Origin of the sequence: Mycolicibacterium peregrinum (assembly GCF_001665625.1) — a bacterium.
Taxonomy (GTDB): Bacteria; Actinomycetota; Actinomycetes; order Mycobacteriales; family Mycobacteriaceae; genus Mycobacterium; species Mycobacterium peregrinum_B.
Genome location: NZ_LZSY01000180.1, coordinates 55,245 through 76,444 on the forward strand (window position 1 = coordinate 55,245; position 21,200 = coordinate 76,444).

The 21,200-nt window shown below is 64.2% G+C and carries 16 protein-coding genes; 13 read left to right on the forward strand and 3 right to left on the reverse strand.

Features of this window, described 5'->3' with window-relative positions; all coding sequences use genetic code 11:
• Nucleotides 1-28: 28 nt before the first annotated feature.
• Both A5779_RS29410 and A5779_RS29415 read left to right on the forward strand, forming a co-directional pair.
• Nucleotides 29-1,810, forward strand: a complete 1,782-nt coding sequence (locus A5779_RS29410) for a DUF2339 domain-containing protein (RefSeq protein ID WP_064887241.1) — start codon at nt 29-31, stop codon at nt 1,808-1,810.
• 59 nt (nt 1,811-1,869) lie between these two features.
• Nucleotides 1,870-2,355, forward strand: coding sequence for a Dps family protein (locus A5779_RS29415; protein WP_064887242.1), 486 nt, complete (start codon nt 1,870-1,872; stop codon nt 2,353-2,355).
• On the opposite strand, the gene A5779_RS29420 is transcribed toward A5779_RS29415, so the two are convergent.
• Entirely contained in the window at nt 2,352-3,680 is a 1,329-nt protein-coding gene (locus A5779_RS29420; protein WP_413784950.1) for an adenylate/guanylate cyclase domain-containing protein, read from the reverse strand. The two genes, A5779_RS29415 and A5779_RS29420, sit on opposite strands and share 4 nt — an antisense overlap.
• Before the next feature lie 166 nt (nt 3,681-3,846).
• On the opposite strand from A5779_RS29420, the gene A5779_RS33905 reads away from it, so the two are divergent.
• From A5779_RS33905 to A5779_RS29465, 9 genes are all read left to right on the forward strand, one after another.
• A complete protein-coding gene (locus A5779_RS33905) occupies nt 3,847-4,887 on the forward strand; it encodes a hypothetical protein (protein WP_236734917.1) in 1,041 nt (346 codons plus the stop codon).
• Between the two features lie 9 nt (nt 4,888-4,896).
• Nucleotides 4,897-5,682 (forward strand): hypothetical protein, encoded by a 786-nt coding sequence (locus A5779_RS29430; protein WP_131811709.1) that lies wholly within the window; start codon nt 4,897-4,899, stop codon nt 5,680-5,682.
• A 493-nt stretch (nt 5,683-6,175) separates the two neighbouring features.
• The gene (locus A5779_RS29435; protein ID WP_082448958.1) at nt 6,176-6,586 is read left to right on the forward strand and encodes an MmpS family transport accessory protein; all 411 of its coding nucleotides are present in this window, start codon (nt 6,176-6,178) and stop codon (nt 6,584-6,586) included.
• Complete coding sequence (locus tag A5779_RS29440) at nt 6,583-9,492, forward strand: MMPL/RND family transporter (protein ID WP_110777889.1); 2,910 nt, start codon at nt 6,583-6,585, stop codon at nt 9,490-9,492. Before A5779_RS29435 ends, A5779_RS29440 begins: the two co-directional genes overlap by 4 nt.
• Nucleotides 9,493-9,532: 40 nt before the next feature.
• Complete coding sequence (locus A5779_RS29445; protein WP_064887244.1) at nt 9,533-12,400, forward strand: MMPL/RND family transporter; 2,868 nt, start codon at nt 9,533-9,535, stop codon at nt 12,398-12,400.
• Between the two features lie 99 nt (nt 12,401-12,499).
• On the forward strand, nt 12,500-12,838 hold the full coding sequence (locus A5779_RS29450; protein ID WP_064887245.1) for a hemophore-related protein: 339 nt from the start codon (nt 12,500-12,502) through the stop codon (nt 12,836-12,838).
• Nucleotides 12,839-13,098: 260 nt separating this feature from the next.
• Nucleotides 13,099-14,067 (forward strand): sulfotransferase family protein, encoded by a 969-nt coding sequence (locus A5779_RS29455; RefSeq protein WP_064887269.1) that lies wholly within the window; start codon nt 13,099-13,101, stop codon nt 14,065-14,067.
• Between the two features lie 194 nt (nt 14,068-14,261).
• Nucleotides 14,262-15,551 carry a hypothetical protein gene (locus tag A5779_RS29460; RefSeq protein ID WP_413784952.1) on the forward strand — a complete coding sequence of 430 codons (1,290 nt, stop codon included), beginning with the start codon at nt 14,262-14,264 and terminating at the stop codon, nt 15,549-15,551.
• A 110-nt stretch (nt 15,552-15,661) separates the two neighbouring features.
• Complete coding sequence (locus tag A5779_RS29465) at nt 15,662-16,939, forward strand: glycosyltransferase (RefSeq protein WP_064887247.1); 1,278 nt, start codon at nt 15,662-15,664, stop codon at nt 16,937-16,939.
• A 22-nt stretch (nt 16,940-16,961) separates the two neighbouring features.
• Here A5779_RS29465 and A5779_RS29470 read toward each other — a convergent pair whose 3' ends face one another.
• Nucleotides 16,962-17,750: a GAP family protein gene (locus tag A5779_RS29470; RefSeq protein ID WP_082941898.1), complete on the reverse strand. Its 789-nt coding sequence runs from the start codon at nt 17,748-17,750 to the stop codon at nt 16,962-16,964.
• Between the two features lie 281 nt (nt 17,751-18,031).
• Between A5779_RS29470 and A5779_RS29475 the strand changes: the two genes are divergently transcribed.
• A complete protein-coding gene (locus A5779_RS29475) occupies nt 18,032-19,312 on the forward strand; it encodes a glycosyltransferase (RefSeq protein WP_064887248.1) in 1,281 nt (426 codons plus the stop codon).
• A gap of 97 nt (nt 19,313-19,409) precedes the next feature.
• Entirely contained in the window at nt 19,410-20,198 is a 789-nt protein-coding gene (locus A5779_RS29480) for a class I SAM-dependent methyltransferase (protein WP_064887249.1), read from the forward strand.
• 43 nt (nt 20,199-20,241) lie between these two features.
• Here the strand turns inward: A5779_RS29480 and A5779_RS29485 are convergent, their stop codons facing one another.
• On the reverse strand, nt 20,242-21,144 hold the full coding sequence (locus A5779_RS29485; protein ID WP_236734919.1) for a GAP family protein: 903 nt from the start codon (nt 21,142-21,144) through the stop codon (nt 20,242-20,244).
• Between the last annotated feature and the right edge of the window lie 56 nt (nt 21,145-21,200).

The window sequence follows — 21,200 nt, forward strand, 5'->3', positions numbered from 1 at the left end:
CGGCCGCATTTGTTGCCACCATGACCGCATGAGCGAATCTCATCGGGTCGTGATCGCCCGGATGTCGTCTGACCTGGCCGCGATCTCGGCGTACATGAACCGGGTGTCGACGGATCTGGGGGAGCTGGGTCGAAGGCTCGATCAGGTCCCGGTGGCCGTGCCGCCCCCGGTCCCTGCCGCGGCGCCGGTCGCTTGGCCCGTCGCATCCGCTCCGGTGCCGGTGCCGCCGCCGAGGTCTGAGCCCACGTTCGGCCCGGAGCGCTCCGAAGGCTGGATCGGCAAGGCGCTCGCGGTAGCGGGAGTGGCCGTGACGCTCACCGGTGTGGTGCTGCTGCTGGTGCTGGCCGCGCAGGCCGGTCTTCTGCGACCGGAGTTCCGGGTGGCCGCAGGAGCCGTTCTGGCCGCTGGACTGGTCGGCGCCGGATGGTGGCTTCATCGTCGGCCGGGTGGCCGGGTGGGGGCCATCGCGTTGGCCGCGACCGGTGTTGCCGCCGCGTACATCGACGTGATCGCGGTGACAACGGTCTATGAGTGGGTTGCGGCGCCGATCGGTCTTCTGGTTGCCGCCGCAGTCGGTGGTGGCGGCCTGATGCTGGCACGGCGGTGGAACTCCGAACAGCTGAGCTTGTTGGTGCTGGTGCCGCTGATCGCCCTGGCGCCCGTCGTCACCGACGGGGTGACCCACCTGCTGATCGGATTCATGCTGGCTCTGTCGGCTGCCGCACTCCCGGTGCAGTTCCGCCGGGACTGGACCGGGTTGTACGCCGCGCGTATCGCCGCGGCCACGTTGCCGTTGTTGATGGCACTCGCGGCCGCCGCAATCGATGGACGGACCGATGTCCTGCTCGCGCCGGCCTGCGGGCTCGCTGCAGTGCTGGCGTTGGCGGGCGGGCTGCTGGTGCTGCGGTGGACCACCAAGCCGTCGGCGACGGCCGTTCTGACGGCGTGCGGCGTTCTTCCCGTGCTGTGCGTGGCGGGCGGCGTCGACCGCGTTATCGCGGCCCTCATGGCGGCGGCGTTGGCAACCGCCCTCGTGGCGATCGTGGCCTTCGGCGACCGCATTCCGGGGGTGGTCGTGGTGGTCCGCCAGATCTGGGCGGTACTCGCGGCTGCGGCTGCTCTGATTGCGGTGCTGGTGGCCTTCGAAGGACCGGTGGCAGGCCCGGTGCTGTTGGCGATGGCCACGGTGGTCGCCCTCGCGGGGCGCCACGCCGGTGTCGCGCGGTCGATTGCCCTCGGGTTGGCCGCGGTCGGGGGCATGATCTATCTCGATTCCGCCGGGCCCGACATCTTGGTTAGTGCCACCAAAATGTCTGCAGGGCTTACGGTTTCGGTGTTGACCGGCAGCGTCCTGGCGATCGCGGCGGCGGCCGCGGTCTCGTGGGCGTGGTCGTCCGAGGGTGCCGCGGATCAGGAGTTGCTCCGGCTGGTGTGGGCAGCGGCGGGTGTCGTGGCCGGATATGCGCTGACGGTGTTCGCCGTGACGGCCGGTGTCGCAGTCGGCGGCATCGAGGCCGGCTTCTTCGGCGGTCACATGGTGGCGACGATCTGCTGGATCGCGGTCGCGGCCGGCCTGCTCGGCTACGCGGCGCGGCGCCCCAAGGCGCAGCGGTCCCTGCCGATCGGCGGAGGCATGGCGCTCGTCGCGGCGGCCATGACCAAGCTGTTCCTGTTCGACCTAGGGACCCTGGCCGGAATCTTCCGGGTGGCGGTGTTCATCGTGGTCGGGTTGGCGCTGCTGGGAATGGGAGCGGGGTACGCACGCCTGCTCAATCAGCAGGACCAGGCGGCCGACCAGCAGTCTGTGTGAACGTGCTCACATCTCGACTAATCTGGAGTGATTCCAGATTGCGGACCGTTGTAACTGGCATGAGTACACGTCGAATCGAATCCGATATCCAGGGATACCAGGCCGCGCCCGAGCTCAGCGGCTACCTGCAGCAGGTGCTGGTCGACTTGATCGAGCTCGGCATCCAGGGCAAGCAGGCGCATTGGAACGTCGTCGGCACGAACTTCCGGGACCTACATCTGCAGCTCGACGAGCTCGTCGATTTCGCCAGGGAAGGCAGCGATACGGTCGCAGAACGGATGCGTGCACTGGACGCCGTGCCCGACGGTCGGTCGGACACTGTCGTGGCCGGCACCACGTTGCCGGAGTTCCCCGCCTATGAGCGCAGCACCGCTGAGGTGGTCGACCTCGTGACCACGCGGATCTATGCGACCGTGGAGACGATGCGCGGGGTGCACGACGAGGTCGACGCGCACGACCCGACCACCGCCGACATCCTGCACCAGTTGATCGATGGTCTGGAAAAGCTGGCATGGCTGATCAAGTCGGAGAACCGCAAGGTCTAGCCATCGCCCGGCGGCTCGACCGAGGCGGCACGCATCGGACCGGCGACCTCCAGCCGGGCGCGTGCCGCTTCGTCGTCGCGGCGTCCGACCAGATACCAGGTGTGCATGAGGCCCTTGCCCTTGATCTCGACGTCACCGCGCTCCTCGAGCACGAACGCGTGGCTGATCCGGTCATAAACGTTCTGCGGCACCTGAATTCGGCCGGCCACGTCGGTGGTTTCCATTCGTGATGCGACGTTGACCGCGTCGCCCCAGACGTCGTAGAAGAACTTGCGTGCCCCGACCACCCCGGCAACCACGGGTCCGGCGGCCAGGCCGATCCGCAACGGCACCGCGCGCCCCTGGGGGTCCTTGAGGTCGGCTACGGCGTCGGCCAGATCGAGCGCCAAACAGGCGAGTGCTTCGATGTGATCGGTGCGCGGCTTGGGCACGCCTGCCACCACCATGTACGAATCACCGCTGGTCTTCACCTTCTCCAGACCATGGCGGTCCACCAGTGCATCGAGGTCGGTGTACAGGACGTCCAGGAAGCGCACCAGATCGGTGGGGGTGAGGTCACTGGCCCGCTCGGTGTAGCCGGCGATGTCGGCGAACAGGATCGAGGCGTCGTCGTACTTGTCGGCGATGATCGTGCGTGAAGGCTCCTTGAGTCGCTGGGCGATGGTGGCCGGCAGGATATTGGCCAGCAGCTGCTCGGATCGTTGATATTCGTCTTCCATCGCCTGTTCGGCCCGGGCGATCTCGCGTAACGACATCCAGACTGTGGCAAACACCATTACTCCGGCTGAGACCGCTGAAAGGACGAAGCCCGCCGTCATTGCCCACGGGGGCCCCAGCCCGCGGTCTTTGGGGGCCAGGACCTCGAGCACGATCGCGGCGGCGACCGCCAGTGCCGTCAGCACCCCCGCCAGGACGATGCGCTCGATTCCCAGCACCAGGACCGCCAGTGAGGCGGCCACCACGAAGTAGAACTGCAGTCCTGAACCGGTCCCGACGGCGAAGCACATCGTCGACACCGACACGTAGGCGAACAGGAAGAACGCGAGCGGTGCGATCAGTTCACCGAACCGGTACAACAGCGGCACTAGCAGGAACAACGCGGCGGATCCGAGGTTGACGAAACCGAACCGCCACATCGGCCCGCCGAGGATCAGTTGAAATACGCCGAATCCACCGGATACCGCGGCCGCGATCCACGTCGCAATCGTCAACACCCGCAGTCGGCTCGACACGCTCTCCGCGTAGTGCCGAGTGCGGGCCGGAACGCGGTTGCTCAACGCCATCTCAGGTATGCACACCGATCGGCGGAACTCGCTGACCACCACGGACAAAGGGTATCGCCGCAGACCACCGGATTGGCCGACATTGACGCGGCCGCTATTTCGAATCGTTGTCCAGCAAATCCGACGAAATGCCGGTATGTCACAATGGGAACTTGTTCCAGTGCGCGCGGCCGTCGTGCCGCCGATCTCTTTTGGGGGGGATCTCGAGGTGGATCGGTCATGGGTGCGTAACACCGCTGCCGGCTGTGCGATCGCGTGTGGCGCCATGGTGGTCGGACCTGGCATGACCGGCACCGGTGTGGCTTCGGCGCATCTGTTCGGGATCGACATCCACGACCTCTTCGACCACAAGAAGAAGAACAAGAAGAAGTCCGGTCCCGCGGCGGCCAAGTTGGGTCCGCAGCGTGGCGGCGGAGTCAAGAATTCCGGTGGCAGTCTCGGCGGGCCGCGGGCTTCCAGCGGCTCCAAGCCCGAGTCAAAGGTCGGGACCACCAAGACCGGGACCACCAGCTCCGCGACCACCAAGACCGGGGCCACGACAGTGGGCGCCGGTGAGGCTCCGGCGACGGCGGCCCGCTCGGGAACATTCGCCGAATCACCCCAGTCGGCCCGCGTCGACACGACCGGACAGGCGCCGTCGGCGGTCCTGTCGGGTGGGACCGCCCAGGCACCCACCGCGGCCGTCACCGGCGGCACGAGTCAGGCCCCTTCAGCTGTTGTGTCGGGCGGTGGCGGAGGAGGCGGAGCCGCGGGGGCGCCGACCAATGGCAACCTCGGCCGGGCCCCGGGCCTCGCGCCGGTGCCGACAGCTCCGAGCAGTCGCACGATCGTCATCCGATCGACCCCGCCCAAGATTCCCGCCGCGCCGGCTCCGGCGATCGCTGCACCCGCCGCCCCGGTCGCTCCGGCTCCGGTGGTGGCCCCTCCCGCTCCCGTCATCGCGGTCCCGGCGCCCGCGGCCCCGCCGGCAGGGGTGCCGGCGGCAGGCCCGAGTGCGCCGACCATTCCGGTTCCGCGGTCCGAACCACCAGTGGCACAGCCGCTTTCGGTGCCTGCGGTGCCCGAATCCTTCCGGCTCGGATACGCCGATTATCTGCGTACGGCCAGCACCAGTGATCTGCTGTTCGCGGTGCTGCCCGGACTCGCCGGCATGCTGTTGATGACGGCCGCCGGGGGAGCGGTGGGAGTCCGGCAGGCACGCGCGGCGCAGACACTTCCGTCACCCCAGATCGCTCGTTTCCTGCCGTAGCGGCATCGCGTGACACGCGGCGCGCATGACCGCAGACATTCTGCTGCGGGGGTGTACCGGATCGGTCCACTGGTCTGGCTGTTCACTGCCGCAGCCGTCGCCTCCGTCGTCGGGGGACTACTCGTAGTGGTTGGTTGGGCCCGCGGAGAACTGTCGGGCTCACCTTGGGCGGCGCTGGTGGGTGTCCTGTTGATGGCGGCGGGATTCGGGGCCGTCGCCTTCCGCTGCGCGTCACGCGGTGAACCGCGGCGTGAACCGCCGGATGCGCCGTCCGACACCATGCTGGAGGTTCGTCATCCGCTCGGTCTGGTGTTCTGGCTCTTCGCCGCTTTGGCCGCCGTTGTCCTTGCGCTGACGGCCTCGGGCGTGGCTGGTTTCGTTCGGAGAGCGATACAGCACGGCGGTCTCGACCGGTCCGACACGACGGGGTTGGCGGCCGTCGGGGTGACTGTGGTCGCAGCGATGGCGTTGGTGGGGATGGTTTCGATGGCCGTCGCGATACCCGCGCGAATCATCGGGTCCTATGGGCGCACCCACCTCTGGCTGTCGCGCGAAGGGATCGGCTATGCCACAACTTCCGATGACGACCCGGGTTTCAGGCCATGGGACAGCGTCACGGCCGTCAGCTATTCGTCCCGCGATGCCCGCGGCGTGGTGTACAGCCACGTGTGGACAATCCGGACCAGCAACCCGCGATTGCACATCAGCGTGGTGTACCCCGCAGGTGCGGTGCCCCGGCCCCGCACCATCCGTCAGGCCATCCGCGACGTTGCGCCGGCCGTTCAGGTGAGCTGAGGGTCGTCGGCGGCTGTCGGTCGTGAGTGGGTTCCAGACGTGTGCTTCTATGGATTCATCGCCGCCAGACAGTTTGCGTCGACTGTCCTGCAGCAATGGCATATTTCGTGGTCCATTCTGGCCGGATTCATAGCTAGTTCCTAGTTGGGGGAGCGGGTCGGCAGTGCCCGGAAGTGGTATTGATCGGCGGTGCCGGTTGGTGTGCCACCGGCGTGGCTTCACGGGTGATTGTCAAGGCGTTGAACCGATTCCGGCTATCTGACCCGTTTGCGCCATATTGACGCACCGGCATGGTTTACTCTTCGGGATCGGTTGCGCTCATCGAGGGGCGCCGCACGTTTGCGGGAGCTTCGTGCAGGGTCAGGCCTGGGATGCCACCGCATCCGAGGCTCGATCGTTCGCATCCGATCTGCAAATGCATGTTTGAGCACCCGCAGGGTGCCGGCACGGAAGACAGTCGGAGGAACTCGCGATTTTCAGGATCCTGAAGCGGCTGTGGATTCCGCTGGTGCTGGTGGTGGTGGGGGTCGCAGGCGGATTTACCGTGTCGCGATTGCATGGCGTCTTCGGCAGCCAGAGCCGTCCCGCGTACACCAGCGCCGAGCGCGAGGAGAAGCGGCCCCACGACCCCAAGCACCTGGTTTACGAGGTATTCGGCCCTCCTGGGACGTTGGCGACCATCAGCTATTTCGACGCCGATGCCGAGCCGAAACTCATCAGGGATGCGCCGCTGCCATGGTCGATGGACTTCCCGATCTCCGACGCGACGGCGATGGGAAACATCTCCGCTCAAGGCAATACTGACTCGATCGGATGCCGCATCCTCGTCGGCGACGAGGTGAAGGACGAGAAGGTCCGGACTGGCGTGAGTGCCTTCACCTTCTGTCAGCTGAAGGCCGCATGAGTACAGCCAACGACCCCAGCGAACCCATCACCGAGCCGTTGCCGATAAGCAAGCGCCCGCCGTTCGTCGCACGGATGGTCCGCGTGCTGTCGGTGCCGATCATCCTGGGATGGTTGGCGATCACCGTCATCCTGAGCGTCGCCGTGCCGTCGCTCGAGCAGGTGGAGAAAGAGCACGCGGTAGCGATGGATCCCATCGCTGCACCGTCGTTCGAGGCTATGCAGCGCATGGGGCAGCTGTTCGGCGAAGCCGGTTCGGGCGCTGTCGCGATGATCGTCCTGGAGGGCGATCAACCCCTCGGCGACGCTGCGCACAGCTATTACGACGAATTGGTTCGTCAGTTGAAGGCCGACACCACGCATGTGGTGCACGTCCAGGACTTCTGGGGCGACCCGATGACCCAGGGCGCTGCGCAGAGTGTCGACGGCAAGGCCACGTACGTACAGGTGACTCTCACCAGCAACCAGGACATCTCGGCGGTCAAGTCCGTCGAGGCGATGCGCGCGATCGTGGACCGGATACCGGCGCCGCAGGGAGTCAAGACCTATGTCACGGGGCCGGCGGCATTCGCCGCCGATCTGGGTCCGGCCGGCAACCGGACGGTGGGGCTGGTCACCTCGTTGAGCCTCACGGTCATCTTCGTGATGTTGCTGCTCGTCTATCGGTCGATCATCTCCGTCATTCTCATGCTGATCGTTGTCGGCATCGAATTGACGGTGGCCCGAGGGGTTGTGGCGTTTCTCGGCAGTCTCGGCGTCATCGGTATCACGACATTTGTCGTCAATCTGCTCGTGGCGCTCGCGATCGCGGCGGGAACCGACTACGGCATCTTCTTCACGGGGCGCTACCAGGAGGCGCGCCAGGCCGGCGAGGACAAAGAGGCGGCGTTCTATACGACGTTCAGCAGCGTCGCGAAGGTGGTCGTCGGTTCCGGCATGACGATCGCCGGGGCGATTCTCTGTCTGCATTTCACCCGTCTGCCGGTCTATCAGACTCTCGGCGTTCCCACTGCCGTGGGCATGGCTGCCGCCGTGTTGGTGGCCGTCACACTCGTCCCCGCAGTCATCGCCGTGGGTAGCCGCTTCGGGCTGTTCGAACCCAAGCGGAAGCTCACCACCCGTCGGTGGCGGAAGGTGGGCACTGCGGTCGTCCGGTGGCCCGGGCCCATTCTCATCGCGACGTGCGCGGTCTCGCTCATCGGTCTGCTGGCGCTTCCCGCGTACAAACCGAGCTACAACGACCAGAATTACATCCCGCAGGACATCCCCGCCAACGTGGGTTATGCGGCGGCGACGCGACATTTTCCCCAGTCATTGATGATGGCGCCCGACATTCTGTTGGTCGAGGCCGACCACGACATGCGGAATCCGATCGACTTTCTGGTCTTGAACAAACTGGCCAAGGGTGTGCAATCCGTGCCCGGAGTCGCCATGGTCCAGGCGCCGACCCGTCCGGCCGGCGAGCCGCTCAAACACTCGACGATTCCGTTCATGCTCAGCATGAGCAATGCGTCTCAAACCCATTTGATGCCGTTCCAGAAGGATCGAATGGAAGACCTTTTGGTGCAGGCCGACGACATGACGAAAACGATCGCCATCGTCAAGCGCATGCAAGCTCTGACGGAAGAGATGGTCAGCACCACGCATCAAATGGTCGCGGATACCCACGAGCTGCAAACTGTGACCAATCAACTGCGCGATCACGTTGCGAACTTCGACGATTTCTTCCGACCGATCCGGAACTACTTCTACTGGGAACCGCACTGCTACACGATTCCCATATGTTCGTCGATCAGAGGGGTTTTCGACACGCTCGACGGGATTGACCAAATCACCGTCAAGATGGTCAGCCTGGTGAACAACCTTGATCAACTCGACGCGATTCTGCCGCAGTTGGCCGCTCAGTTTCCGGTGATGATCTCGACCATGGAATCCACCCGAACCATGATGCTGACGATGCACAGCACCATGTCCGGGATCATGGATCAAATGGCGACGTCGAACGACAACGCCACCGCGATGGGCAAGGCATTCGACGCTGCCCAGAACGACGACTCCTTCTATCTGCCTCCGGAAGTCTTCGAGAACAAGGACTTCCAGCGCGTCATGGACATCTTCCTGTCACCGGACGGGAAAGCGGCCCGCATGCTCATCACCCAGCGAGGCGACCCGGCAACGACTGAGGGCATGTCGCTGGTCGACCCGATCGAAACCGCGGCCGAAGAAGCGCTCAAGGGCACGCCGCTGCAAAATGCCTCGATCTATCTCACAGGCACCGCAGCGTCAGTGAAAGATCTGGTCGAAGCGTCCAAATACGATCTGCTGATCGCGGCTGTTGCCGCACTCTGCCTCATTTTCGGCATCATGCTCGTGGTGACGCGGAGTTTCGTCGCCGCGCTTGTCATCGTCGGCACGGTGGCGCTTTCACTGGGCGCGGCCTTCGGGCTTTCCGTGCTCATCTGGCAGCACATCCTCGGTATGCCTTTGAACTGGGTGGTGCTGGCGATGTCCGTGATCGTTCTGTTGGCGGTGGGTTCCGATTACAACCTGCTGCTGGTGTCCCGGATGAAAGAGGAGATCGGCGCCGGGATCAACACCGGCATCATCCGGGCAATGGGCGGCAGCGGCAAGGTGGTGACGGCTGCCGGCCTGGTGTTCGCGTTCACGATGTTGGTGATGGTCGTCAGTGACCTGGTCACGATCGGGCAGTTGGGTGCCACCATCGGCGTCGGTCTGTTGTTCGACACCTTGGTGGTACGCGCGTTCATGACGCCGGCGATCGCCGCGCTGCTGGGGCGGTGGTTCTGGTGGCCGCAACGGGTGCATCCACGGCCGCTCAGTGCAACAGGACGCCCGTCGGGCCGGGGCCAGCTAGTGCGGTCGATCCTGCAGAGAGAAGAGCGCTGACAGCCATGAATGCGTCTTCCTTCTGTGCGGTGAAAGCCGCATGAGCAGTAGGCACACAAGCGACCGGCCGCCGTTGATCGCACGGGTGATCTATCGGCTGTCGGTGCCGATCATTCTCGGCTGGCTGGCGATCATCGCCGTCGTCACCTTCGCTGTTCCGTCATTGGAACAAGTCGGGCGGGAAAGCTCTGTATCGCTGGTCCCCAAAGATGCGCCGTCGTTTCAGGCGATGCAGCGCATGGGGCAGGTGTTCGGCGAATCCGATTCCGACAGCGTCGCGATGATCGTCCTGGAGGGAGACAAACCCCTCGGTGAGGACGCGCACCGGTACTACGACGACTTGGTTCGCCAGCTGCGAGCCGATACGAAACATGTGCAGCACGTTCAGGATTACTGGGGGGACTCACTCACCGCATCAGGCGTCGAGAGTGCCGATGATCTGAGTGTCTACGTCCAGCTGAATCTCGCGGGTAACCAGGGCCAGGCCCTGGCCAACGAATCTGTGGAAGCGGTCCGGGACATCGTGGCGGGGACGGTCCCGCCGCCGGGCGTGAAGGCCTACGTCACGGGTCCTTCCCCGTTGATCACCGACATGAACCACGCCGGTGACACGTCGATCATGAAGATCACGCTGGTGACGCTGGTGGTGATCTGCACGATGCTGCTTTTCGTGTACCGCTCGGTCATCACCGTTGTTCTCCTTCTGGCCATGGTCGGGATCCAGGTGCAGGCGGCGCGGGGAGTCGTCGCATTCCTCGGCGACCACCAGGTTCTGGGGCTGTCGACATTCGCGGTGAATCTCCTGGTATCGCTCGGAATCGCGGTCGGCACCGATTACGGAATCTTCTTCATCGGGCGATATCACGAGGCACGTCAAGCCGGCGAAGACCGCGAAACCGCGTTCTACACCACCTATCGCAGCGTTGCGAAAGTGGTTGTGGCCTCAGGTCTGACGATTGCCGGAGCCATTTACTGTCTGAGCTTCACCCGGCTGCCGTACTTCGAGACGATGGGCATTCCGTCCGCCATAGGCATGGCGGTTGCCGTCGCGGTGGCCGTCACGCTGGTTCCGGCCGTCATCGCCGTCGGCGGCCGGTTCGGGCTGTTCGAACCGAAGCGGAAGCTCATGGTCCGCCGGTGGCGGGGGGTCGGCACGGCGGTGGTCCGATGGCCGGTGCCGATTCTTGCCGGGGCTTGCGCGGTGGCGTTTGTCGGTCTTCTCGCCCTGCCTGGATATCAGACCAGCTACGACGACCGGCTGTATGTGCCCCAGGACATCCCGGCCAATGTCGGATATGCGGCCGCCGAGCGTCATTTCCCCGAATCGCGGATGACGCCAGACATCCTGATGCTCGAAGCCGACCACGATATGCGCAACCCGACAGATTTCTTGGTTCTGCACAAGCTGGCCAAGAAGATCTTCGCGGTCCCCGGGATTGCCACGGTGCAGAGCATCACCCGGCCAGAGGGCAGCCCGATCGAGCGCACGTCGATACCGTTTCAGATCAGCCTGCAGAGCGCCGGCCTCCGACAGATCGTGCCGTTCGCGAAAGATCGCATGAATGGCATGTTGAAGCAGGCGGACGACATGCAGAGAATGATCACCCAGATGGAGGGCACTCACAATCTGATGAAGTTGATCGGCTCGATCACCCACAACACGGTCGAGGTGACCGGGGAGACTGCCGAACTTACTGACGATCTGATGGCCACCGTTTCAAATTTCGACGACTTCTTCCGGCCGCTTCGCAATTACCTGTATTGGGAAGGCCACTGCTACGACATTCCCATTTGCTTCGCCATTCGATCGGTGTTCGACGCGCTTGACAGCACCGACCAGCTCAGCCTTCAGATGCACAAACTTCTCGACAACTTGGTGAAAGTCGACGGATTACAGGCGCAGCTTGTCACTCAATTGCCGCCGATGATCGAGATCATGAAGTCGATGCGAGCCATGATGCTGACAATGCACAGCACCATGTCCGGAATGATCGCGATCATGGATGAGACGACGTCGAATGCCAGCGCGATGGGCAAGATCTACGACGGCGCCCAGAACGACGACTCGTTTTATCTGCCCCCGGAAGTGTTCGAGAACAAGGACTTCCAACGGGCGATGAGCCTGTTCTTCTCGCCCGACGGGAAGGCCGTCCGGCTGATCCTCACGCACCGGGGTGATCCCGGAACTCCTGAGGGCATCTCGCGGGTTGATGCTGTGCGGACGGCAGCGGAAGAGGCGATCAAGGTGACGCCGCTGCAGAACGCTTCCATCCACCTCGCCGGAACCGCTGCGACATACAAAGATCTGCGAGACGGGTCGAAATTCGACCTCTTGATCGCGGGTGTCGCGGCGCTCTGCCTGATCTTCGGCATCATGCTGGTGGTGACGCGGAGTTTCGTCGCCGCACTGGTCATCGTCGGTACGGTGGCGCTTTCGCTCGGTGCGGCGTTCGGGCTTTCGGTACTGGTCTGGCAGCACATTCTCGGCATCGAACTGCACTGGCTCGTCTTGGCGATGTCGGTGATCGTTCTGTTGGCGGTGGGTTCCGACTACAACCTGCTGTTGGTGTCGCGCATGAAAGAGGAGGTCGGCGCCGGGATCAACACGGGCATCATCCGAGCCATGGGCGGCACCGGCAAGGTGGTGACGACCGCGGGCCTGGTGTTCGCGTTCACGATGTTGTCGATGGTGGTCAGTGATCTGCGCATCATCGGGCAGGTGGGTTCGACCATCGGTCTGGGTTTGTTGTTCGACACCCTGGTGGTACGTGCATTCATGACACCGGCAATCGCAGCCCTGCTCGGGCGCTGGTTCTGGTGGCCACTGCGGGTCCGTCAGCGGCCCTCCAGTGCGGTTCTGGGCCCGGTCACGGCGCCTGCTGACCGACTGGTCAAGCAGGAGGCCTGATTTCACGCTGTGGTCGAGCTGGGCAAAGCATGGGTGAGATCCGCCCAGGCCGATTACAGTCGGAATGGTCGGGAGCAATGGTAGGGAGGAAGTTTGAATATGTTCCGTCTGTCGTTGACCAGACTGGCCGTCGGGCTCGGCGGCCTGGCTCTGTCGTTGACCGCCGGGGCCGGGATCGCGTCCGCGGGGCCGAACCTGGATTCGGCCATCAACACGACGTGCACGTACCCGCAGTTGGTATCGGCGCTCGATGCGCAGGATCCGCAGGTCCGGATGGCATTCGATCAATCGCCGATACTGCAGCGTGGCTTGCGTGAGTTCATCGCCGACGCGCCGGCCAAGCGGGCCAAGACAGCGCAGGATGTGGCGAACGCTCCGATGTTCCAGCCGTACCTCGGCACCATCGAACAAGCCTTCAACACCTGCAACAACTTCTGATCTGAAGTCGGTGCCGCCGTGGTCGTTTCGTTCGTCTACGGCGGGTCCGTCGGGCCCACGGTCGAACCCTTCGGCGAGATCGGTGACCGATTGCCAACAGATTGTGCGGCCTACGGCAATTCGCCCCGATAGCAACGCATTTCCTAATACTCTGCCGTCATGAGTCAGAGCCGATACACCGCTGCGCAACGCGCCGCAGGATCTCCCTCCATCTGCTCCGCGCGTGAGCTGCCCGCAACGTCGTTCGAGGAGTCGTGCTCGTGACCCCCGCCAGTGACAGCGGTTCGACGGCCCGGCCGGTCGCACTGTTCGTTTTGGGTGTGCCTCGTTCCGGAACCTCTGCGGTCACCCGGGTCCTCTCGCTGTGCGGTGCCACGCTCCCGGCGGGGCTGTCGGGTGCAGATCCGCGCAACCCGCGTGGCTACTGGGAGCCGCGGGCGTCGCTCCATCTCAACAACACGATCTTGCGCCGCTACGGCAGCGCCGTATTCGACCCGTCACTACGCCTGCAAGAGGACGGGGGGCTCGATGCAGACCAGAAGGCTTTCTGTATCAACAAGATCGGACAGTTTCTCGCCACCTTGCCGGCCGCGCCTGTCGTACTCATCAAGGACCTGCAGATAACGCTGCTGTCCAGCTTGTGGTTCGAAGCGGCACGGCAGGCCGGCTTCGACATCGCTGTTGTGAACATGGTGCGTCCTCCGCAGGAAGTCATCGCATCAGGTGCCGCGGACTTCCTGACATCGCCGGAGCTCGGCAGTGCACTGTGGCTGAAGTTCAACCTGCTGGCCGAGAGAGATACCCGCGAGCTACCGCGCGTGTTCGTCGAGTACGCCAACCTGCTCGAGGATTGGCGTCGTGAAGTCAAACGGATCTCGTTGGCTCTCGGCATCGATCTGGACAACCGGGATGAGGACGCGATCGAGGAGTTCCTCACCCCGGATCTCCACCGCCAGCGGCAGACCGGCCCTGTGACGGAAACTTTCGGCACAGACTGGATTTCCTCGGTTTACGACGCGCTGAGCGCGGCCGCACGCGACGAGCCCGTGGACCAGGTCGAGTTGGATCGCGTGTATGCGGCGTACCGGGCGAGCGAACAGGGTTTCCGGTCGGTGTTCGAGAATTCCGTCCGGTTGAACAAGCTCAATCGATTCGTCCGGCCGTCCCTCCTGAAGTTTCGCTACGAGGCCGTTGCACTGGCCAACCGGCGCCGTGGGACCTGGGCCTGACCCGTCTGTAACCGGGCGCCGTTGCGGTCACGCAGCCGCATGCCGATGATGAAAGAGGCTAGTTAGTGTCGGGACGAACAAGTCGTGTACGGGAATCTTTGAGACCGCGCCAAGTACCCAAAGAACGTGTGCAACTGGATAATCGGCTCGCGTTGGCCGACGAGGCATCGTTGGCGGAGCATCGCGCTGCCGGCATGAAGGTGGTCATCCAGGTCACCTGGCTGTACGACCGTGCCGTCGATCTCGATGGGCTGCGACGTTTTCACCATAATCTCGGCCAGGGTTTGTTGGGGCGTCGCATCGAGCGCCCGGCGCTGCCGGTCGCCCGGCACCGATGGGTTGTGGACCGGGGTCCGTCAGATGTCGACATCGCTGAGTCGACCCGTCCGCGTGCCGATTTCAGTTCCTGGGTCGACGAGCGGTCGCAGCTTCCGGTCGATGCGGAGACGGGCCCCGGCTGGCACATCGGTGTCGTACGCCTCGACGACGGCTCGACCGCGGTCAGTCTGGTGCTCTCGCACAATCTGATCGACGGGCTCGGCCTTGCGCTCGTGATAGTCGAAGGGACACTGGGTAAAACCCGCGATCTCGGGTATCCGCCGCCACGGTCGCGTACTCGACTGCGCGCGTTGGCCCAGGATGCCCGAGAAACCGCGCGCGACGTACCCAAGGCCGCCCGGGCGCTCGTCACGGCGGTGAAATCTGCCAGAGAGCAGGCTCGGGCCAAGTCCGAGGACAATCCTTCATCGGCACCGCAGTCTGTCCCGGCGGTCAATGCAGTCGGCACCGATGAGGTCGTGCTCGTACCGGCTCTGACGGTCTACGTCGACCTCGGTGAGTGGGACGCGCGCGCCGAAGCACTCGGGGGAGCGAGTCATACGCTGGCCGCGGCGTTTGCCGCGAAGTTCGGTGAGCACATCGGCCGCACGCGCGACAAGGACGGTGCCGTCACCCTCCAGATCCCGATCAGCGACCGCACAGAGGACGACACCCGAGCGATGGCACTGTCGTACGCGCGCGTCACGATCGACCCCGCCCCTGTCGCGACGGATCTGCGCGAAGTCCGTGCGGCCGTCAAACAGACGCTGGCGACGTTGAAAGAGACCTCAGCGGAGTCCAAGCAGCTCCTGTGGCTGCCCTCGTTCATGCCGAAGCGGATGCTCAAACAGATGGTCTCCAGAGTGCCTGCGGATCCGGACCAAGCGGTGTTCTGTTCTTACCTGGGCGATCTCAGCTCGTTCATCAGCGAGGCCGACGGCACCGTGGCCGAGTTCGCGAATGCGCGAACGACCGGGCAACAAGAATCGCGACAGCTCCTCGAGCGGACCGGCGGCCGATTGGTCATCCTCTCTGGACGCCTGAGTGGCAAGATCTTCATCAGCGTCGGGGCCTACCAACCTGGCGCGGAGAACTCCACATTCGCCCTGCGGGAACTGGCCGAACGCACGCTGGCTGATTTTGATCTTGTCGGCGAGATCCACTGACGTACCAGCTGTGCGGTAGGTAGCCTAGACCGTTCAATCCCGAAGATCATCTGCCACACCGTTGTTCGCCAACAGGTCCCAACTGGAGAAGTCATGTCGAGAGACGCGCGATGAAGCTCGTGCTGGCAAGCTATGGCACCCGCGGTGATGTGGAGCCCTGCGTCGCGGTCGGTTGCGAGCTGCAGCGCCGCGGGCATGACGTGCGTTTGGCTGTCCCGCCCGACCTGGTTGCCTTCTCCGAGGCGGCGGGGCTCGAGACGGTCCCTTACGGTCCGGACACGGCGGTATGGGCGGACGCGCACCGCGACTTCTGGGTCCGTTTCTTCGGCAACTTCTGGAAGATCCCGGAACTGATGAAACTGATGCGCGAGATGCGCGAGATCGGGGAGTCCGTTGTCCGGTTCTGGGAGGACATCACGACGACGCTCACGTCGTTGGCCGACGGGGCGGATCTACTCATCACATTCCTGAATTTCGAACCGCCGGCGGTCAACGTCGCTGAGTACTACGGCATCCCGATGGCCACGGTTCACGTCTCGCCGGTACGGCCCAATGGCCGGATGTTGTCGTTCCTGCCCCCCTCGTTGGGGCGTTCCGCTCTGAAGGTGTACCAGTGGGCGAATTGGCGCGGGGTCAAGAAATTCGACGACGCGCAGCGTCGCCAGCTCGGTCTGCCGAAGGCCACGGGGTCATCGCCGCGACGGATCACCGAACGCGGATCCCTGGAGATACAGGCCTACGACGAGGTGTGTTTTCCCGGGCTGGCTGCGGAGTGGGCGCAATGGACCGACCAAAGGCCCTTTGTCGGTGCCCTGACGATGGAGCTGACTACAGACGGCGATGACGAGATCGCTGCCTGGGTTGCGGCGGGAACACCGCCGATTTTCTTCAGCTTTGGCAGCACACCGGTCAAGTCTCCCGCTGACACGTTGATGATGATCGAGAAGGCCTGCGCGGAGCTGGGGGAGCGGGCCTTGGTGTGCGCCGGTTCGAGTGACTTCAGCCAGGTACCCGATTCCGACCAGGTCAAGGTCGTGGACACGATGAACTTCGCGTCCGTGTTCCCTGCGTGTCGCGCGTTGGTGCACCACGGCGGTATGGGCACGATGTCCGCGGGCCTACGCGCCGGGGTACCTATGCTCGTCTACTGGACGGCGCTCGACCAAGCATTGTGGGCATCTCGCGTCGAACAGCTGAAAGTTGGTTTCGGACGGCGCATCTCGGCGGCCAGCAGTGAGCGGCTCGCTTCAGACCTGCGCACGATTCTTGATCCGCAGTACGTTGCCCGTGCCCGCGAGATCGCTACCCAGATGACCACACCGGACGACAGCGTCGCCGACACCGCCGATCACCTGGAGCGGTTCGCGCGGTCAGGGCGTTCTGGATGAGCTGAGCATCTGAGCTTCCCGCTCAGATGATGCCCAATCCCCGCACTACCTGCAGCAATCCAATCATCACGAAGATGCCTATCATCACCTGGCGTCGGTTGGCCAGCGCCCAGTCGTGGACCGGTTGCAGGACAGCCTGGGTTCGTGCCGGGGCGATCAGGTGGCTGATGACGGCGACCTCGAAAACGGCGAACATCGCGACGACGAACAGGATGACGGCGATGATCTGTGTGCCCGTCGACGCCCCGGAGGACACGACGGTGGTCGCCACAAAAAGGACCAGCGGAAACCCTGGTATGAACCCCAGACCGCACACCAACGCGACCCACAGGGCGCCGCTGTCCCAGGCTCGTTGAAGTCGGCGGAACAGGCGGCGAATGGCGGAGTCACCTTCTGTCGCTTCCCCCACACCGGCGAACGGCGACGAGATCTGGCCCGTCCCCTCGGATTCCGGAACCTCGCTTGGTGCATTACCGGCCGGTGTCGGCACCTGCGCTCGCTGACGCACCCAGTAACGAACTGCGATCAGCAGCGCGACCGATAACACCAGGACGCCCATGCCGAGTTGGATGTGCCGGGCTGCGGCGCTGGCGGCCGGTGTCTGAGGGCTGAACATCGGCGCGCGGTGCAGCAACACCACTGGCACCAACAGGGCGGGAATATTCGTTGTGAGGCAGCCGATCCAGCACACGAGCAGGTTCTGCACCGGCCGTGGACGCGAGATCACGAGGAGGATGAGGGCGAGAAGCGCGGGATTGAACGCCATCAGAATCGCCATCCCGAGTAATGAGCCCCACACGGCGGGGAACATTACCTGCTAGTTAATTATTTTTTGGGCCTTTGGCAACCTGGTCGATCTTGGTCTACGTGACCTCGGCCCGTACGTGGGGCGGTTCCGACGGAAGCCGTGCTCTGGCACGGACCGGCGGCGCCGACGCGCTGCGGTTGCGTGCGGGCATCGGTCGAATCTTCCGTAGTCTCTTCCGGATTCAGCTGCTCCGTTTTGGAACAGAACTGACGCGGGATGGGGATAATGACCGATGTCTTCGGGCAGCTCACAGGCTCGACAACTGAAAGGCTAGAGGCTCCGCGATGAAATTTGTGCTGGCTTTCTATGGGACGCGTGGTGATGTAGAGCCTGGAGTTGCGGTCGGTCGTGAACTGGTGCGGCGCGGTCACGAAGTGCGCATGGCCGTCTCGCCCGATCTGGTCGAGTTCGTGACGGCGGCCGGACCGGAGGCCATTGCGTGCGGACCGGACGTGCGGGTGTGGCAAGACCTGAACCGGGATTTCTGGGCGCGCTTCTTGCGCAAGTTCTGGAGGAACTTCTGGCGGGTCCGGGATCTGGCCGGTTTGCTGCGCGAGGAATGGCATCTCTTCGACCAGTACTGGCAGGACGTAAGCAAGACGCTGACGTCTTTGGTGGACGGGGCGGATGTGCTCTTTACGGGGGTGATCGGCGAGGAGGCAGCCGGCAACGTCGCGGAAGGTTGCGGAATTCCGCTGGCGATGTTGCATGTGTTCCCGATGCGGCCCAACGGGCAGCTCGTCCCGGCGCTACCGGCTCCGTTGGCTCGCACAATGATGAAGGCGTCAGAGTGGCTGAGCTGGCCCATGATGAAAAGGCTGGAGGACCCGCAGCGGCGCGAACTTGGCTTGGCCAAGGCAACTGGTCCCTCTGCGTGGAGAGTTGCCGCACGCGGCTCATTGGAGCTCCAGGCCTACGACGAGATCTTCTTTCCCGGGCTGGCGGAGGAATGGGCGGAATGGAATGGGCAGCGACCCTTCGTCGGTGCGTTGACGATGGAGTTGCCGACCGACACCGACGACGAGGTCGCCGACTGGATCGCCGCGGGAACCCCGCCGATCTGCTTCGGTTTCGGCAGCATGCCGGTGGACTCCGGCGCCGAGACGCTGGCCATGATCAGTGCCGCATGTGTCGAGTTGGGCGAGCGGGCGTTGGTGTGCGCCGGCGCGAGTGACTTCAGCGACGTCCCCCATTCCGATCACGTCAAGGTGGTCAGCACCATGAACTATGCCGCTGCCTTTCCTGCTTGCCGGGCCGTCGTGCACCACGGCGGCGCGGGCACCACCGCCGCTGGGCTGCGGGCCGGGGCTCCCACCTTGATCCTTTCGACGGACCTGGATCAGACGCTGTGGGGGGCGCGGATCAAGCGACTGAAAGTGGGTACCGCTCGGCGTCTTTCGGCCACTACCCAGAAGACGTTGGTGGCGGACCTGCGTACCGTCCTCGAGCCGGAGTGTTCGGCTCGCGCCCGCGAGGTCGCCACTCGCATGACCAAACCCGCAGAAAGCGTGGCGACCACAGCCGACCTGTTGGAAAAGCTCGGTCGCCTCAAGCGTGCCGGCTGATCGTCCCGCCCGGGCACAACGACATCGCACGGTGAAAGCCCTTTTGTCACGCCGCAATCGCGGTGACTTTACGACTTCTGATCGGATCACGACCGCGATGACCCATGATGTCTGGGTGGAAAGCAGAACCTCCGACATCGCGAACATGCCCCGGGGCGGGCCGGACGCGTCCTGGCTGGATCGGCGATTGCAGACCGACCGACTGGAGTACCTCGACCGCGACGACGTCGATGATCTGAAACGCAAGGTCATGGATTCTCTCGACCGTGCCGGAGGGCGGCGGCGGATCGGTATCCACGAGAAGTGCGCCCGGATGGTGCTTCGCGAGGTGGCCGACGTGCCTGCACCGAAGATCCTGGAACTCGGTGCGGGACTCGGCGGGCTGTCGCGCAAGCTGTTGGAGATGCATCCCACCGCGCAGCTGACGGTCACCGACCTCGAGCCGACGTTTGTGGCGGGCATGGCCGCCGGAGATCTCGGCAGTCACCCTCGCGCCGTTGTCCGGGAGATGGATGCCACCGAAATCGACGCGCCGGACGGCTATTACGACCTGGCGGTGTTTGCGTTGTCGTTGCATCATCTGACTCCCGAACTCGCCGTCCAGGTGTTTGCGGCGGGCACCAGGGCGGCGAAGAAGCTGCTGATAGTCGATCTCCCCAGGCCGCCGGCGCCTTTGCACGTTCTTCTGTTGGCGGTGGTGCTGCCGCTGGTAAAGGTTTCGCCGCTGCAACACGACGGATTCATCAGCTCCCTGCGCGCCTACAGTCCGGCGGCGTTGCGTGCGCTGGGCCGGCACGCTGACCCGTCGATCACCGTCGAATTCCGGACTCGACGAGGCCTGGGTCCGACGGTGGCGGTGGCCAGCCGGTCCCGGCACGGTGGCTAGCGGAGTCGATCGAACTCTCGTAGTCCGTCGGGTCGTGCCCAGCTCAGATGGTGTTCAAACCCTTGGCAATCAGCATGACGCCGGCCAATATGCACATGGCCACCAAGATTTTTCGATGGTGAGCCCACGCCCAGTCATGCAGCCGTTGCAGGACAGCTTCGGTTTTCGTGGGAGCGGCCAGATAGCTGACGAGGACGATCTCGACAACGGCCAGCATGCCGACGATGAATGCGATCGCGGCGGTGATCTGCGTGCCGACCGCCGCTCCGGAGACGACGACGATCGCGAGTAGGAACAGAGCCACGTCGGGTGGGGCCCCGGCAAATGAGAAGCCGATCACGAACGAGACCCACAGGGCTCCGCTTTCCCAGGCATCGTGGCCGCGCCGCAGCAGGCGCCGGAAAAAGGATGTGCCGCCTTCCGGTTCTTCTTTCGCGCGGGCGAGGAGTCGTGAGACCGGCGTCGACGTGTCGGCGTCGAGGACCATCGTCGACGCGCCACCATCCGTAGCCGGTAGCTTCGCCCGCTGACGCACCCAGAAGTGCACCGTCAGCACTGTGGCAGTCGTCAGCGCGACCGCACCCATGCCGATCTGGATGTAACCGCCGGTCGAACTCTTGGCCCAGGATTCCGCGGTCGACTTGAACATCGGCGTCGCGTGCAGCAGCGTCAGCGGAACGATCAGCGTAGGAATGCATGCAGCCATGCAGCCGGCACCGAACATCAGCAGGTTCTGCACGGGTCGCGGCCGGGAGATCACGAGAAGGGTGATCCCGATGCGCATGGGATCGAGGCCAACCAAAATTCCTAGCGCCAGCACCGATCCCCACACGGTCGAAACACTACCCGGTTGCTCCTGCCGGCCCGCTCTTTTCGCACCGACGGTGTCCTTGATGATGCTTTCCCGGCACGCCAAAGTCGGTTTGCGAGCGCCAACTTGGCTCATGCACAGGCCTGCCGGCATGTCGGTTTCGGCCCGGCGGCAGACTACGGACGTTATGC